General features: G+C 39.5%; 15 protein-coding genes. 5 read left to right on the forward strand and 10 right to left on the reverse strand.

Annotated features, from left to right (window positions below):
- Positions 1–49 precede the first annotated feature (49 nt).
- Both IE199_RS14105 and IE199_RS14110 read right to left on the reverse strand, forming a co-directional pair.
- Positions 50–1,069 (reverse strand): MJ1255/VC2487 family glycosyltransferase, encoded by a 1,020-nt coding sequence (locus IE199_RS14105; protein ID WP_189771713.1) that lies wholly within the window; start codon positions 1,067–1,069, stop codon positions 50–52.
- Positions 1,066–1,584, reverse strand: coding sequence for a phosphatase PAP2 family protein (locus tag IE199_RS14110; RefSeq protein WP_229854736.1), 519 nt, complete (start codon positions 1,582–1,584; stop codon positions 1,066–1,068). Before IE199_RS14110 ends, IE199_RS14105 begins: the two co-directional genes overlap by 4 nt.
- Positions 1,585–1,722: 138 nt before the next feature.
- Here IE199_RS14110 and IE199_RS14115 point away from each other — a divergent pair, with 138 nt between their 5' ends.
- Both IE199_RS14115 and dapE read left to right on the forward strand, forming a co-directional pair.
- Entirely contained in the window at positions 1,723–2,355 is a 633-nt protein-coding gene (locus IE199_RS14115; protein WP_189771715.1) for a CPBP family intramembrane glutamic endopeptidase, read from the forward strand.
- A 95-nt stretch (positions 2,356–2,450) separates the two neighbouring features.
- Positions 2,451–3,662 carry a succinyl-diaminopimelate desuccinylase gene (dapE, locus tag IE199_RS14120; RefSeq protein ID WP_189771722.1) on the forward strand — a complete coding sequence of 404 codons (1,212 nt, stop codon included), beginning with the start codon at positions 2,451–2,453 and terminating at the stop codon, positions 3,660–3,662.
- 69 nt (positions 3,663–3,731) lie between these two features.
- Here dapE and IE199_RS14125 read toward each other — a convergent pair whose 3' ends face one another.
- From IE199_RS14125 to olsF, 4 genes are all read right to left on the reverse strand, one after another.
- Positions 3,732–4,616 carry an aspartyl protease family protein gene (locus tag IE199_RS14125; protein WP_189771724.1) on the reverse strand — a complete coding sequence of 295 codons (885 nt, stop codon included), beginning with the start codon at positions 4,614–4,616 and terminating at the stop codon, positions 3,732–3,734.
- Positions 4,617–4,682: 66 nt separating this feature from the next.
- On the reverse strand, positions 4,683–6,074 hold the full coding sequence (locus IE199_RS14130; RefSeq protein ID WP_189771726.1) for a sensor histidine kinase: 1,392 nt from the start codon (positions 6,072–6,074) through the stop codon (positions 4,683–4,685).
- Entirely contained in the window at positions 6,071–6,766 is a 696-nt protein-coding gene (locus IE199_RS14135; protein WP_189771728.1) for a response regulator transcription factor, read from the reverse strand. Before IE199_RS14135 ends, IE199_RS14130 begins: the two co-directional genes overlap by 4 nt.
- 78 nt (positions 6,767–6,844) lie before the next feature.
- Positions 6,845–8,560, reverse strand: coding sequence for a bifunctional ornithine lipid synthase OlsF (olsF, locus tag IE199_RS14140; protein ID WP_189772038.1), 1,716 nt, complete (start codon positions 8,558–8,560; stop codon positions 6,845–6,847).
- A 188-nt stretch (positions 8,561–8,748) separates the two neighbouring features.
- On the opposite strand from olsF, the gene IE199_RS14145 reads away from it, so the two are divergent.
- On the forward strand, positions 8,749–9,564 hold the full coding sequence (locus IE199_RS14145) for a polyphosphate kinase 2 family protein (RefSeq protein ID WP_189771730.1): 816 nt from the start codon (positions 8,749–8,751) through the stop codon (positions 9,562–9,564).
- 18 nt (positions 9,565–9,582) lie between these two features.
- On the opposite strand, the gene IE199_RS14150 is transcribed toward IE199_RS14145, so the two are convergent.
- Entirely contained in the window at positions 9,583–10,779 is a 1,197-nt protein-coding gene (locus IE199_RS14150) for a serine hydrolase domain-containing protein (protein WP_189771732.1), read from the reverse strand.
- Positions 10,780–10,986: 207 nt separating this feature from the next.
- Between IE199_RS14150 and IE199_RS14155 the strand changes: the two genes are divergently transcribed.
- A complete protein-coding gene (locus IE199_RS14155; protein WP_189771734.1) occupies positions 10,987–11,670 on the forward strand; it encodes a molybdopterin-dependent oxidoreductase in 684 nt (227 codons plus the stop codon).
- A 60-nt stretch (positions 11,671–11,730) separates the two neighbouring features.
- Here IE199_RS14155 and IE199_RS14160 read toward each other — a convergent pair whose 3' ends face one another.
- Positions 11,731–12,885 carry an iron-containing alcohol dehydrogenase gene (locus IE199_RS14160; RefSeq protein WP_189771736.1) on the reverse strand — a complete coding sequence of 385 codons (1,155 nt, stop codon included), beginning with the start codon at positions 12,883–12,885 and terminating at the stop codon, positions 11,731–11,733.
- 259 nt (positions 12,886–13,144) lie between these two features.
- Here IE199_RS14160 and IE199_RS14165 point away from each other — a divergent pair, with 259 nt between their 5' ends.
- Positions 13,145–14,044 carry a LysR family transcriptional regulator gene (locus tag IE199_RS14165; RefSeq protein WP_189771738.1) on the forward strand — a complete coding sequence of 300 codons (900 nt, stop codon included), beginning with the start codon at positions 13,145–13,147 and terminating at the stop codon, positions 14,042–14,044.
- 83 nt (positions 14,045–14,127) lie between these two features.
- Here the strand turns inward: IE199_RS14165 and IE199_RS14170 are convergent, their stop codons facing one another.
- Both IE199_RS14170 and IE199_RS14175 read right to left on the reverse strand, forming a co-directional pair.
- Positions 14,128–14,538, reverse strand: coding sequence for an acyl-CoA thioesterase (locus IE199_RS14170; protein ID WP_189771740.1), 411 nt, complete (start codon positions 14,536–14,538; stop codon positions 14,128–14,130).
- A gap of 111 nt (positions 14,539–14,649) precedes the next feature.
- Positions 14,650–15,912, reverse strand: a complete 1,263-nt coding sequence (locus IE199_RS14175) for an alpha/beta hydrolase-fold protein (protein WP_189771741.1) — start codon at positions 15,910–15,912, stop codon at positions 14,650–14,652.
- Between the last annotated feature and the right edge of the window lie 52 nt (positions 15,913–15,964).

Genomic DNA, 15,964 nt, shown 5'->3' on the forward strand with positions numbered 1-15,964 from the left:
TTCGAAAATGTAAAAAAATATGAATGATTTTTAAGCAGTGAATAACAAACTAACTAGAACGCCACAGCTTTTGTGAGAATTCACCTGCACTGGCTTTGGGCTCATTAACTAACCAATTAACAATTTCTTTAGCAACATCTGGTGTTTTTCGTCTTGGCTGAGTCGGTAAATGTTTTAGCCAATGTTCAATCCTGTTTGGTTCAATGTCGCTCATGATTTCGCCAAGCCCAAGTTGTTTAAGCGCTAAAGCATTAGACTCCTGCTCCATTTGCCCACTGATAGGTTTGGTTAATATTGGGATGCCCAAGTGGATACATTCGCTGTTTAGTTCAAAACCGCTATTACAAATCACACCACTGGCGCGCTTTAAATCCGCTTTAAAGCCTTCATAACAAGTTTTACGTAAGTCCACATTGCCAAGCTGACTATTGTCTAGCTCCTGTGAATACTGAACAAAATGAAATTCTGGGAATTCGTTTAATACTTCAGTGACATAGTGCTGATCTTCAAACGGCAAGTAGACTAAAATCGGTCCATTGTTTTCCGTTTTTTCTAATTCAACATCGATGATTGGCGGTAAAACGTTTTCGTCAAACTTTGACCAATGTAAACCAAACGACTGCTCAGCAGGAGCAAAGTGTTGCATAATTTTGCGCGCTATATACGTTTCGCCAGCTACTGGGGTATTGGGGCCAAATGCGTATTGATGGCCAATTGCTAAAGATTTAACCCCTTGGCGCTTGGCAGCCCATGCTGTGATGGGTTCAAAATCTGTAATCACCAAATCATATTCACTGACATCAAGCGAATAAATATCACGAATAAAACCAAAAACATTGTTAGTAAACAGTGTTTTAACATAGTTCATTTGCCCAGCAGACGTTGAAAATGTCAAACCTCGGCGATACAGGTAATCACCAAATATTTCCATATCAAACAACTTTTCTTGCTCTCTACCTGAGAATAAATACGTCACATCCACCTTGTGTTGTTTAAGGTATTTTGCCATCACCCTAGAGCGAGAAATGTGGCCATTTCCCGTTGCTTGAATACCATAAAGTATTTTCATAAAGTCACTACACCATAGGCAATTGAAGTACCTAACAAGGCACCTGCAATTGTGTCTGAAGGAAAATGCACCCCTAATATCACGCGTGACGCGGCCACTAGGCATGCCCAAATATAAAGTGGAAATGCAGCTACCCCAATCGACATGGCGGCCAATCCAGCCAATAAAAACGCTGCCATGGTATGTCCAGATGGAAAGCTAAATTGATCAGATGCTCTAATAATACTCGTGAAGTCGGGCACAACCTCAGGTGGCCTTCTGCGCTTGAGCACATTTTTTAATACATAATAAATCGGCCGCTCAATGGCAAATGCTAACAGCGCCAGCATAAAAAATGCTTTACCTGTTATGGGACTAAACAACCAGTACATTGCAGGAAAAATAAATTGCATGTAACCGTCACCCGTTTTAGATAAGGCTCTAACGGCTAAGATAAATTGCGGATAGTATCTCGACTTCCTGCACCAAAGCAAAAGCCTGAGATCCGCTCGATAGATGTTGTCTAGCATCGCCATAAGTACAAAAAGTAGCCCCTTTATATGACAATGACATGACACAATCTTTGAAGTTAAATGACAAAATTTAGACAAAATTGACAAGTTTTGTCACATAACAATTGCCATGAACTACACTTGAGTGATTGGGAGGGGCTTATGTGGTTACGCTGGTGTGAGTTTTTCGGTATTTTTTGGTTGTTGCCAATGGCTCTGTTTATTTTTCGTGAGCACCTTGGAGCTTTTGCTGTTCCTATTATTGTCGTGATCGCCCTGTGTTGTGCTCAGCTGTTATATCGGCGAGGAATTTTACAAAAGCACTGGCAGCGCATGAAAAAAATGCAACTAGCTGATCTCAACCCCCTAGTTAAAACCTTTGCTGCAACCTCTTCAGTATTATTGTTATTAACGATATTGTTTTTACCTGATAAGCTCCTGACGCTGCCCTTTGAACACACTAATAAGTGGCTGCTGCTGTTATTGCTTTACCCCATTTTATCGGTCATTCCACAAGAAATTGTCTTTCGTACTTTTTTCTTTCATCGTTATAAAAAAATTATTCAAAAGAAAAAACACCGAGCCTTACTAGGGAGCGTTAGTTTTGGCATTGCACATCTAATTTACGGTAATTGGGTTGCGGTATTACTGTCATTTATTGGCAGTTTATTGTTCAGTTTTCGCTTTATCGAATCTAAATCAACCGCTGTCGTTGTTATTGAACATAGTGCACTTGGCCTGTTTGTTTTTACTATTGGTTTAGGACAATATTTTGTCGCGCACCACTTAATTTAAACAAAAAGTGTCGCGAATTTGTCACACTAGTTTCATCTGTCATTCATATTGTGTTCGCAAACTAATCAGTAATATTCATGGCCAACTAAACATCAATGATAAATAGCCTTGCTTATTCACCAATAACACGAACACCTACCAGTGAAGATTTTAGCCAGACTCTTTTATATCGCCATTTACATACACTATTAAGTAAACCATCAATAACGCCCAATGATGCTGGTTGTCAGCAATACTTAGCTGAGCAGCTTGTAGGTTTAGGTTTTAGCTGCCATCAATTTACCGTAAATGGTGTAAGTAATTTAGTTGCAAAAATTGGTCATGGTGACAAACGTATCGCCTTTGCCGGCCACACAGATGTTGTACCGCCAGGCGACTTAGCACGCTGGAAACACCAAGCATTCACGCCAACGATTGATCAGGGAAAAATTTATGCTCGAGGTATAGCCGACATGAAAGGTGGTATTGCCACCATGTTGCATGCCTTTTCACGAGTAAAGGAAACTCTAGATTTAGTCAACAATCAGTTTTTCTTTTTGATCACCAGTGATGAAGAAGGTGAAGCAGACTTTGGCACCAAAGAAATTGTCGCCTATCTGCAACAACAGCAATTGATGCCACACCTGTGTATCGTCGGTGAGCCAACGGCTTCTGAAGTAACCGGCGATGTCATCAAGGTTGGTCGCAGGGGTGCAATTTCAGGGGATATCGTTATTCAGGGCAAGCAAGGCCATGTTGCTTATCCTCATGTCGCTAAAAACGCCGCTCACGGTGCAGCAAAGCTCGCCTATTTACTCAGTGAATTAGCTTGGGATGAAGGTAGTGTCGATTTCCCAGGTTCAAGTTTACAAGTAACGTCTATTGATACCGGACCTTGGACAGATAATATAATTCCGGGTAGTGCAAAAGTCAGTTTTAACGTCAGGTACAGCCATAAATACCATCAAGAAACAGTAGAGCAGCGCATCAAACAAATCGTTGATGAAATGATCAATGATGAGCTGACCCTCTCTTTAACTTGGCAGCGCCCCTGCATTCCTTATTTTACTGAAAAACCGAACAATAACAGTATCTCGTTGATTACCGCAGCAGAACAGGCGATATATCAGGTTTGTCATCGCTTCCCTCGCCTTTCAACGTCTGGCGGCACCTCAGATGGTCGATTTTTAGCTCAATCAGGCTGCCAAGTTATTGAGCTAGGTGTTCCTAATAAAACAATCCATCAAGTTAATGAATCTGTAGAAATTGAAGATATCTTAGTGTTAGATAATATCTATCAACAGCTGCTATTAAACTTAATGGCGTAACAAAAAACAAAACCAGACATAAGGTCTGGTTTTGTTACACGGCTGATTGTTTATATCTTGAACACCATATTAGAAGTAAATTTTATTTGTTGTGTAGTCAACGACCAATTTGTTGTTCGTGAAGTTTGACAAACCCATCAATAACACAGGTTTATCTTTGTAACCTAGTGCATGAAATACCGGTAAATCTGAGGCAACATTTTTCACGCTCGTTAATAGGTTTTCTCCAACATGAAAGCTGACATTGCCTAACTTTTGCTTAGTAACACCGTGGTTATTTAAACCTTTTAGCTCTTTTTTCTCTAGTTGCTCGGTATCCACTTTTGCCAACAACGCCGGATTTAATATATTAACCGGAGAGCCCGTATCTAAAATCGCCTCAATGATTTCACCTGAAAAGCGAGTATTTAGTTTAATCATGCCATCTTCAAGCCAAAACTCGCTAACCTTCAATTCGCTGACCAGCTCATTAGGGCAACCATTTTTAGCAAAAGTTACTTGTTTATTTTTAAAATCAAATACAGTGCAGTAGTTTTCTAAAAAGCCTTTGCCGATAATGCCTGGAATTCTTCCATCGGGTAAAGCAAGGGATGACATATCCTGCACCACATACCCTAAGTCGCTAACTTGAGCCTCTGCAATTTGAGTATTATTTAATTCAGCTTTAGTTAAAGTTACCTTGCCAACTGCTCCCTGGGTTTCTTCTGTAAATAGTTTATCTTTTGCAATGTTTAACTCGTTAAACCAAGATTTAGGAATAACTCCAGCCGTCGCTGCAGTATCTAGTATCATAGCTTGCTCAACGCGGTCATTGATTTGTGCTGATACATAAACGTGACCATACTTATTCAATTGCATCGGTACTGTGGTTACGTTATGTGTAGGGTCTGCCAATACGTTAGTTGAAACCATTGAGATAAAAGCTGCTGATAATGTTGATAATCTTGTTTTCATAAGTCACTCACCTGTTTTAATTCTTGTTGATGGTGAGAACTTTACAAAGCAATTGTTAAGCAATTATCAAGAAATGTCAGAAAATCTTAACGTAAAGGTTGCTCCTTTATTTGGTGCGCTATGTAACAGCAACTGTGCATCCATTAATTCAGCCAGTTGACGACAAATAGCTAAACCTAATCCTAAGCTATTTTTATCACTGCGAGATTGTTGAGCGCGGTAAAAGCGACCAAATACCGCTTGTTGTTGCTGTTCATTCATCCCCTGCCCTTTATCGCTAACCACAATGTCTGTATATTGCTCAGAACGCTCTAATGTTAAAGCAATAACTTTGCCTTGAGCGCCATATTTAAAGGCGTTATCTAGTAAATTCACCACGATTTGCCGCACTCTTAAGGCATCAATATTTGCAATAACATTCGATTGAATATTTACCTGCAACTCAATTCCCGCTTGTACAGCTTGTAATTGATATCGGGCAGCGATTTCATCAAGCAGATCAGACAAACTGATTTTACTCAGTTCTAACACCAGCTGTTTTGACTCGGTAAGCGACAACAAACTTAAATCATCAACTAGCTGATTTAGCGAATTAAGATCAGCCGATAATATACTGAGTTGCTCGGCATTCATCGGCACAATACCATCTTCCATTGCTTCAATTCTTGAGCGAATAGCATTAATTGGCGTTCTCAACTCATGAGACAAATCTGAATTCATTTGACGGTATTGCTGATGCAAGGCATGAAGCCAAGCAGCAAGGCGATTAAAACCCGCGACAATATCGGCCACTTCATCTTTGCCTTTTACTGCAATTTGGGTATCAAGCTGCCCTTGCTCAATGGCGGTAAAACCTGACTTCAAACGTTTTAGTGGTCTTAAAAAATACCAAGCACCTAACCACGAAAGCCCAGCTGCCAAAAGTGATAACACTAACAAACTCACCATAAATTCATCCGCTAACCTAGACATCAATAAAGACTCTTGTTGTTTGCGATCAAGAGAGTCACGCGGTAACCAAAAAAGTGCGTAAGCCTTATTCTGCCAATTGAGCGTTAACTGTGCTCGGCTGTACTGAACTAAAAACGGAGAATGTCCAGGCAAAATCACCTTGAACTGGTGGCCATCGTCTACCGGAACATATTGAAATTCAGCATATGAGTTTTTGCCTTGAATGACCATATGTTGTTGTTCATCAAGCAAGACAAATATCTGGTCGTTATGTTTGGCCGCTAGCGCCGCTAGTTGCTCATTGATATTTAATGATTTGGGTATTTCCTGCCAAGAGGCTTCAACAATGTCGTCCTCTAACATGGCATTGGTAATTAACATCACACTTTTTTGGTTAAATTCAACAAAGGCATGACTGGCAGAGCGAATGGAAAGTAAATAGTAGCTGCCTAGCAACATTAACATGCAGCCCGCCACCAGTAGCGTAAACTTAGTTTTTAGCTTCACGACACTTTACCTGCGATAAATTGGTAACCCTGCCCATAATGGGTAGCAATAAATTTAGGTGCTTTTTTACTGTCGCCAAGTTTTTTGCGCAAATTGGCAAGATGGGTATCAACCGCTCGGTCAGTAATCTCTGCCGTATCGCCCCACACTTGGCTAATCAGCTGATCTCTCGAAATAATGTGTTGTGCTTTATTGGCTAAGTAAGTCAACATGGAAAATTCAACCGCGGTAAGTTTGATCGCTTGTTCGTTAACTTCAACCAGCTTGGTTTGTAAATCGATTTGTAAGCCTTGAAAGCGTAAGTTTTTTGTTTGCACCGTTTCACGATAAGTACGTTTTAATAAGGCTTGTACACGTGATACGACTTCTCTGGGACTATAGGGTTTACACACATAATCGTCTGCCCCTAAATCAAAGCCATTGATGCGATCATTTTCAGCAACCTTAGCAGTAACCATCATACTAGGGAGCGATTTCTCAACGGCCTTTTCCAACAGTGTTCTGCCGTCACCGCCAGGCAACATAATGTCGAAAATAGCTAAATGAAAGGAAAGGTTATCAAGTGCTCTGTTTGCATCAATGGCATTGTCGCAATAGGTCACTTTGTAGCCCTGCTTTTGTAAATACAAAGTGAGAATTTCTGCGCTGCTTTTATCGTCTTCTACATATAAAATGCAAATATCGTTTAGCAAAATGTTGCCCTTTAACCAATATTAAAGGGCAACAAAATAATACAGATTCAGTGACTTAACAAGTTGAGTGAAGAAAATCTATTCTGCGGCTTTTAAATACCGTGCTCGTTTTTTTGCCTTCAACTTTTCAATGTCTAGCAATACTAAGCCATCAACACAATTAGCAAAATCACAATCAACGCCAAAGTCGATAAACTGCACACCACCCGCTTCTGTTAGTTCACTATATTGCTTATAAAGCGTTGGCACTGTTGTCCCCATATTGGCGAGTAAATGTTTAAGCTGAGTGAAATCGGCTTTGTAATCATCGCCAGTAAATTGATGTTTAAGCTGCTCTACCACCGATTGCTGCAAAGTAAAGGGCGAACGTGAAGGAGCCAATGCTTGATCGCTACCAAAGTACAATTTGTAAAAATACACCATTAGTTCTTTTGCAGCCTGAGGCATATTGTTACTAATACTGACAGGGCCAAATAAATAGCGGTATTTAGGGTATTTGCTGATAAAGGCGCCAATGCCATACCACAAGTAATCTAAACTGCGTTTTCCCCAGTATTTGGGCTGAACAAAGCTTCGTCCAAGCTCAAGCCCTTGTTCTAAATAAGGGTTCATTTCATTGCTTAAAGCAAACAAAGTATGAGTGTATAAACCTTTGATCCCTTTATTGGCAATAACGTCTTTGGTATCAGCCAAACGATAAGCACCAACAATTTCTAAGTCTTCTTCATCCCATAAAATGAGGTGTAGATAATGTTTATCATAAACATCAATATCACGGCGTAAATTTGACCCTTCTCCTACCGCACGAAACGCTTCTTCTCTAAGCACACCTATTTCGCGCATAATCGGATCGTCTTCGCCAAAACGGTGCAGGTAAATCTGTTTGCCGTCTTGGGTTTGTCCTAAATGTTCACACGCTTTAATTGCCTTTTTCAGTAACTTAGGATCTTCGCGATTTGCGATCGCTGACTGTGTTTCAAAGATATCTGACTGGTTTTTCTTTAATCGATACAGATGACGCTTAAACAACTTAGTTTTGGTTTTAATATCTAATTTAGCTTGCTGATAACTCTCAAATGGAATTTTTCGACCCACACGCATGGCAAGGTTTTTCTGCTGCTGTTTAAACATTTCATCAACTAACAATAAAGTTGATGCTGGTTTATACATCATAGAAACACCATAAAAAGTTGCCGAGTTTTTTGCATCAATATACACAGGTACAATTGGCGATTTGGTTTGTTGGGCAAACTTTAAAAAACCCGAATGCCATTTAGTATCCCTAACTCCAACAGGTCTAAGTCGTGATACTTCCCCAGCAGGAAAAACGATAATTGCCCCTTCGTGTTGTAAGTGTGCATTGATGGCTTTTAAGTTATCTTTTGGAGTTTTACCGCCCATATTGTTTACTGGCAGCAAAATGGGTTGTAGTGGTTTTAATGCCATCAACATACTGTTGACCACTACTTTAACGTCGCGACGAATATCGCTCACTAATTTAATCAAAGCTAAACCATCAATTGAGCCAATCGGGTGGTTTGCAATAATCACCACTCGACCTTGGCTAGGAATATTTTCCCGTTCTACGTCACGCACAGAATAACTGATGTCTAGGTGCTCTAAACATTGCTCAACAAAATCAAAACCCGTTAAATGCGGATACTTTTCCTCAAATGCTTGGAATTTCTTTTCATGAAGTAAACTTTTTAGAATGGCTTTAATCGGTTTTTCAAGCCAAGGTTTGCCTTGAAGTTTAGGTAAGTTTTGCTCTACGACATCATCTACTTTTATCATCAGTGTTTGCTCAATTACTGCACTAAACTCACGATAGTGCGAAATAATGACACTCATGTTACTTTTGTATGACGCTTTTATTTCAAGCAGATAAACATAATAAGAATACAATCGCACTTTACTGTCAGTTGATAAAGCCGCTATGCTAAAACCACAACCAATAACAAGGTTAACCCCATCATTTAACTATGTATTTGCCATCATCAATTAAATTACAGGCTGATCCGGTACAACTTGAGCAACTTGACTTAAACAGTAGTGTTGTGGACAACAAAAAACATTATTTAAGCCGGCTAAACAAACTACAAAAGCAATTATTAAATATTCAACAGGCGTTTTATCACCAAGATGAAAGAGCAATCATTGTATTAGAGGGGCAAGATGCCAGCGGTAAAGGTGGCTTAATTCGCCGGCTTACAGAAAAACTTGATCCAAGAGGGTATCGCGTCTATCCAATATCAGCACCCAACAAAGAAGAACAAAGCAGACACTATTTATACCGTTTTCAAAAGCATCTACCACCTGCAGGAAAAATGGCTATATTTGACCGTTCATATTACGGGCGAGTATTAGTTGAACGCGTGGAAGGTTTTGCAAACACTACAGAGTGGCAAAGAGCCTATCAAGAAATAAACGAATTTGAGCGTATGTTAGTCGATGATAGAGTAAAAATTATCAAACTTTACTTACATACTTCACCTGAAGAACAGTTAAAGCGATTTGTTGAACGATTAAATAACCCACTAAAACGCTGGAAATTGACAGAAGAAGACATTCGCAACAGAGAAAAATGGCCGTTCTACATTGAGGCTGCCAACGAGATGTTTAAATATACCTCAACCGAAGCAGCGCCTTGGCATGCCATAGCGGCAGAACATAAATGGTTTGCTCGCTTATCAGGTTTAGAGGTCATTGCTAAAGGTTTAAGCAACAACTTAGACACCACACCGCCGCCAATTGATCCTGCTATCGTTAAATTGGCAACGGATAAACTTAGGATCTAATTTAATAATTACCGACGGTTACTCTCGCATCCACATAGCAGGCCACTGGTATACTTCAGATAATGTTCGGCTAATTTCATGTATAAGCCTAAAGCCATTATCTGAGTTGGTCATCACCACAAAACCTTTACCTGAATTGGCAAAAGACACGGCATAACAGGTAAACCCTGCGTTTCCGCCACTATGTCTAAAACGAAAAGCTTGTGCTTTACCATCAATACCTATACCAGTACCACCGGCACCTGGCACTCGAGTTAACATTATTTTTGCTGACTGCTGTGATAGCAATTTTTCACTCTCACCGCGATAAGCTTGACCCAAAGCAATCATAAACGTTGCTAAATCGCTGGGCGTACTCCATAACCCTGCTGCAGCTTTTTCTGGATAAAAATGGTGGCCTGCTGCAATCAATTTACCATCGCCATCGTAACCACTCGCTATATTTGACAAGGGAATGTGTTTGGGCTGCAACTCAAATGTACTGTTTGTCATAGTCAACGGTTCGAGTAATTGTTGTTTTAATAGCGCAGCAAAGGATTGTTCACTGCTATCTTCCATTAATAACTGCAATACCGTCATTCCACCACCAGAGTAATATTCTGACTGTCCAGGTGTTTGAAACACCCTAACTGCAGCTGAATTACTGCCATTTTCACCGTTTAAAATGTCTATTATCGAAGGAACTTGCTCTTTAGTTTCATAACCGGCAAAACCAGAAACACTCAAACCTGATGTGTGGCTCATGATATTACGAGGGGTTACTTTATGTTTTTTTGTATATTGGTTTTCTGGCACTTGCCAGTGCTTTAGCTTGTTATTGACATTTTCATCAAGGTCAAACTTACCACGTTCAATCATCTGAAAAGCGGCAACGCTAGTGACAGCCTTCGAAATAGACGCCGCCTGAAATACCGTATCGATTGTGACTTGTTGTTTTGGTGCTTTCATTGAAACACCATACCCCTGTGCCCATAGAATTTGATTATTATCAAAAACAGCAATGCTAACGCCAGGTACCGCCAATGCTTGCATACGAGATTGTATAGAACTTACTGTTTCACTACTTTCACCATTGTTATCAATCGCTCGAATACTGTTTTCAAATATTTTTTGTTTTGCTTTTACTGTGTCTGAGCTCGATTCATTTTCTTTAGCGCTAACGTTTACAGTAAAAGCAACTAGCAAAAATACCGTCGATAAATAATTTAACTTCATTGAATTCCCCCAGAAAATAAACATCTTCTATTAATGACGAGTTACTTGAGCAAATAGTTTGAATTGTTAATCAGCATCATAATCAAGTGCCTGAAAGGTGAATGTTTACAAGTTTCAAGGTTTAGCCATTGAATAGCATCAACAAAACATTCATATTGTTAGCGTAAGGTTTGAATTAACACAGTTGAATCATCAAAGGATGGAATAATGGCACCTTTACCTCCAGGACAAAAAGAATCAAATTCGTTTCATCGCTTTGGTCTACTACCATTTGCCACTCGATTTCCTCGCGAAACTAAAAGCCAACAAATTCGTTTATGTGGTGCTCTAGCCAATGAAATCGACCTCAATAATCCATTTGAAGGGCTTGAGCGTGTTAAACAAGTATCTGATTTTCATTGTGTTACCACATGGAGTTATCGAAATCTTTGCTGGGAAGGCGTTAGGTTTTGCGACTTTTATCAACAAGTAATCGAACCTCAAGCTAATCCAAATCAAACAGCTACACGTGTTGCCCTTAAAGCACAAGATGGCGCACGCACCGGCATGTATTTAGAAGATTTGCTCGATCCGAGTGTGATGTTAGTCGACCATTTAAATGGCGAGCCACTTTCGGTTGATCATGGTGCCCCGATTAGGTTAATCGCCCCTAAACATTACGGCTATAAATCGGTTAAATACCTAAGGGAGATAAAGTTTCTTTTACCAGAAGAGGATTATCGGGTATCGGGATTTCGCTTTATGGATCACCCAAGAGCAAGGGTTGATTTAGAAGAAAGAGGTCGAATATTACCGGGCTTTTTATTGCGATATTTATATCGCCCGCTCATTAGCACAACGGCAAAACGCTTTAAGGTAGCGTCTGATTACAGAAAGAATGAATCTAAATAATTCGTTAGTCACTAGAAACTAAGGAGCAAAGCCAGTTGACTTGCTCCTTGTTTATATCAGTTATAAGGCAAGTGTAAGTATTTCTCTTGCTTTAGTTAAGTCGATATCACCGTGTTCACCTAATGCCGTCATGCCATTTTTTTCTAGGTTGGCAATCACTGCATCAACCGCACTTTCGTTTAGGTCATAATCAGCTAGGCGTGTTTGTACCGACATTGATTCAAAGAAGTCTTGCACCGCTTTAATGGTTTGATCAATTTGTACTGCTTTATCATCTTGAGCAAGGCCAAACACACGTTCACCCAGTTGCAGTATTTTCTCAGCTTTTTTATCACGTTGAACATACATCACTGCAGGTAAAACAATCGCTAACGTTTGTGCATGATCTAAGTTATAAAGTGCAGTTAGTTCATGTCCAATCATATGTGTAGACCAATCTTGTGGCACACCCTGACCAATTAAGCCATTTAACGCCATGGTTGCCGACCACATGACATTGGCTCTAACGTCATAGTTTTCAGGCTCACTTAATGCTTTGGGACCTTCACTAATTAAGGTATGCAAAATACCTTCGGCAAATCTGTCTTGCAGTGGCGCATTAACAGGATAAGTTAAATACTGCTCAATAACATGGACAAAGGCATCTACCACACCATTACTCACCTGACGAGGCGGTAAAGAATAAGTATATTCTGGATCAAGTACGGCAAATTGTGGCTGTACTGTAGCAGAAGCAAAAGCACGTTTTTGTGACGTTGCTTTTTTAGTCACCACAGAATTACCATTACTCTCTGATCCTGTTGCTGGCAAGGTCAGCACAGCCCCAATTGGTAATGGGTTATGAAAAGCAGCGCCTTTGACTAAAATATCCCAAGGGTCGCCATCAAAATTAAAGGCTGCAGCTACAAATTTTGCACCGTCAATAACACTGCCACCACCAACAGCTAAGATAAAATTAACACTATGTTGTTTTGCTGTTGCAACAGCTTCCATTAAAGTTTCATACGTTGGATTTGGCTCTACACCCGAAAATTCAATAACATCAACATCGGCAAGTGCGCTCATTGCCTGATCATAAACACCATTTTTTTTAATTGAGCCACCACCGTACAACAACAAAACTTTCGCCTGCTGCGGTAATCTTGTAGTAACTTCACTCATTTGCCCTTTACCAAAAAGAATTTCTGTTTGGTTTTTAAATATAAAATTAAGCATGCTTAATTCCTTCTACGTCAAAATGCATTTATTTAATACGCTGTGTAATACGTTATTGCTGCTTTCTGCAGTTCATCGACTAAAATAATTAGCGTTAACACATCAAAATTATTATCACTAGTGCAATATTCAATAGTGATATGAATTAAGGAACTTTCCTTAAAGCAATTGTGTGGAGGCATACTAGATGATTTGCTAGGCTTTGTGAATTCGGATAAATTGGCAAGAGCAATCAGAATATTTATGGCTTGATAATTTTATGTCTCACCTAACACAATTAAAAACTTTTGTTGAAGTATATCGCTGTAGCAATATTACGAAAGCGGCCGCAAATTTAGGTATGTCACAACCTGCGGTCACTGCACATATTCAAACCATGGAGTCAGTTGTTGGGAAGCCCTTATTTGAACGCCAAGCGCGTGGTGTTAAACCTACACCAACGGCACATGACTTAGCCCTCCAAGTTTCTAGTCATATTGATATTCTTGAACAAAAAATCACGTCTATCCGCGCTCGTTCAGACGCTGTTTACGGCACATTAAATATTGCAGGCCCTGCAGAATACCTCAGCTTGGTTTCAGGGCCACAAATTGCCAACCTTCTACAAGCAGGCAATATCAATGTTGTACTGCACATTGGCAATAAAGTGAATATTTTTGAGTCACTTGTAAATGAAACCGCCGACATTGCAATTGCCGCTTCAGCGCCAGATCCTACACTGTTTGATTACGAAGTATTAGACAAAGAACAATTATGTTTAGTGATGAATCGCCTTGAAGGCAGAGAAATTCAAGATATAGATATATCTGCAGAATTACTAGCTAACTACCATGTTGTAACCTATGACCAAGATTTACCACTAATTAGACAGTACTTTGACCGAGTATTTAATACCAGATGTAGCTCAAACGTGATTGCCATCTGTCCTGATATCCGTGCCATCGCTAGCCTAATAAGGGCAGGTATTGGCTATTCTGTATTACCTGATTATTTATGTCGCGACCATATCAAAACTGGTGAATTGATCCAACTTGGCCCAATCGGACCTGAAAACAACATCTATTTAGTGTGGAAAAAAGGCGCGTTGAAACATCCAAGAATCGCCTTCGCCAAAGACGTGATATCAGCCTTTGCCAACCTCAATTATTTATCAAATTGAATGCGCTGCTACCAGTAACTTTCGATTAAGCTTTAAAAAGCTGCCAATTACCACCAAGGTAAACTAGCAGCTCAGATAGGGTTTTATAAATTTAAGGTTTTGATTTCGTTTTTGGTTTGTTGCTCAAGCTCTTCAAGCGTTTTGCCATGTGGTGCAGGTTGACCTGTTTCAGGATCAATTTGTACAAAAACGATATCATCTGCTTGGCAGATGGTTTTTTTGGTGATTTTATTGCGAACAAGACAAGAAACGGTGATCGATGTTCGACCCACTTTGGTTGTCTCCAAACCAAACTCAACCACATCACCTTGCATTGCTGGTGCTTCAAATGAAATTTCACCAATATGCTTAGTGACTAAGTAGTTTGTTTCAAGCTGACAAATGGCGTAAATTGCCGCTTCTTCGTCAATCCATTGTAACGCTCTGCCACCAAATAAGGATAAACCGTAATTCAAATCACTTGGCATCACCAGGCGTCTTGATAAAAATCGCATATATATACCCGTTTAAAAAATATCGACGCATTATACCTGATAGCAATGAAAATAAGAATTTATCTCACTTAGCTACAATAGATGTTCACTACATAGATTAACCTTGTTGATTTATTCACTTTGGCTTTGCCATGTCTTTTGTAAATCTATATAGGCATCTAAGTTTGCAACTTGTTGTTCGGTCGCCAGCACAATCGCTTTGTTTAACACTAGCATTGCTTTATCTTGCTGGTTAAGCTTTTTCATTAATTTAGCTGTTGCTAATTTTGCTTCCGCTGAATATGGCCAATCTTGTTGCCATCGGTTGGCAACCTGCAACGCTTGTTCTAATTTACCGGCACGCTCTAAACGAACACTCGTATGCCTAAGGTTGTTAACGCTATTCCAACGATCGCCTCTGGGTAATACTGTAAAACCAACTTGCTCACTTAATGTTTGATAAAATGCATCTATATTAGCCAAGGTATTTCCTGGTTGAGCTTCTAAATGTCGGTACTTGGGCGCCCATAAAGATTCAGGGTATTGCAACTCAAACACATTCATTAACGTTTTAAGCAGTGCATCGTAATGGCGTTCATTTTCAATACTAGCGACTTCTAACTGAAAGCCCGCTTTGGCTAAATCAGCTTTATACTGCTTAATTCGTTGATGGTTTTTAGCCGACAATTGATTTTTTTCAAGGTCATCATCAGCATCTGCTAAATATATTAGTGATTTATGTTTTATATTGTTCTTTTGCGGGAGGCTTGCAAGCTGTTCAATAATATCTACGTTTTTATCAAAGCCCATACCTATCATGTCACTCGACGCCAAAAATACATAATCACTAAAAAGATCACTGTCGTTTAACAAACTATAAAGTGGGTAAATTGAGCTACCTGAAACACCAATGATCATTCGCTTGTCGTTTGCTCGGTATTGCTGGGTTAAGTAGGGCAATAATTCTTGTTTCATAAACTGATTAAACAATTCAGGTTTACCGTATCGATCGATTACTTCCCTGCTTGTCCACATACCATTTGTGTTTATTTCAGGATAATGGCCGCTGTAATTTAAGCTGATCACAATGGATTCTGGCATGCGTTCAAAACGAGAATAGAATTCAACAAGTCCTGTTACCGCATGAAAAAACTGATTGCCATGCGCACCATTAATAAAAATAACAGGGTAAGTATGTTGTTTAGATTGTAAATGATAGTGTTTAGGTAAATAGAGATTAAATGGAATATCTTCATCGAGTAACTTGGAATGAAATTTCCCCTGCTTAGCAATGGTAATTTCACTCTCAAAAGTCACAGCATTGTTATTATTGGTTGTTGCTAAAGCGGTTGCACAAAAACAAGTAGCCGCCAATATTAAGTATATAAGTTTCATTTTTTTCAGCCCTATAGATAGACACATACAGTGTTTGCAAACTATTACCTAA

Origin of the sequence: Thalassotalea marina (assembly GCF_014656435.1) — a bacterium.
GTDB lineage: Bacteria > Pseudomonadota > Gammaproteobacteria > Enterobacterales > Alteromonadaceae > Thalassotalea_C > Thalassotalea_C marina.

Coding starts and splice junctions, on each gene's coding strand:
- IE199_RS14105 (WP_189771713.1), bottom strand. CDS start 1,069: ATGAAAATACTTTATGGTATTCAAGCAACGGGAAATGGCCACATTTCT.
- IE199_RS14110 (WP_229854736.1), bottom strand. CDS start 1,584: ATGGCGATGCTAGACAACATCTATCGAGCGGATCTCAGGCTTTTGCTT.
- IE199_RS14115 (WP_189771715.1), top strand. CDS start 1,723: ATGTGGTTACGCTGGTGTGAGTTTTTCGGTATTTTTTGGTTGTTGCCA.
- dapE (WP_189771722.1), top strand. CDS start 2,451: ATGATAAATAGCCTTGCTTATTCACCAATAACACGAACACCTACCAGT.
- IE199_RS14125 (WP_189771724.1), bottom strand. CDS start 4,616: ATGAAAACAAGATTATCAACATTATCAGCAGCTTTTATCTCAATGGTT.
- olsF (WP_189772038.1), bottom strand. CDS start 8,560: ATGATAAAAGTAGATGATGTCGTAGAGCAAAACTTACCTAAACTTCAA.
- IE199_RS14145 (WP_189771730.1), top strand. CDS start 8,749: ATGTATTTGCCATCATCAATTAAATTACAGGCTGATCCGGTACAACTT.
- IE199_RS14150 (WP_189771732.1), bottom strand. CDS start 10,779: ATGAAGTTAAATTATTTATCGACGGTATTTTTGCTAGTTGCTTTTACT.
- IE199_RS14155 (WP_189771734.1), top strand. CDS start 10,987: ATGGCACCTTTACCTCCAGGACAAAAAGAATCAAATTCGTTTCATCGC.
- IE199_RS14160 (WP_189771736.1), bottom strand. CDS start 12,885: ATGCTTAATTTTATATTTAAAAACCAAACAGAAATTCTTTTTGGTAAA.
- IE199_RS14165 (WP_189771738.1), top strand. CDS start 13,145: ATGTCTCACCTAACACAATTAAAAACTTTTGTTGAAGTATATCGCTGT.
- IE199_RS14170 (WP_189771740.1), bottom strand. CDS start 14,538: ATGCGATTTTTATCAAGACGCCTGGTGATGCCAAGTGATTTGAATTAC.
- IE199_RS14175 (WP_189771741.1), bottom strand. CDS start 15,912: ATGAAACTTATATACTTAATATTGGCGGCTACTTGTTTTTGTGCAACC.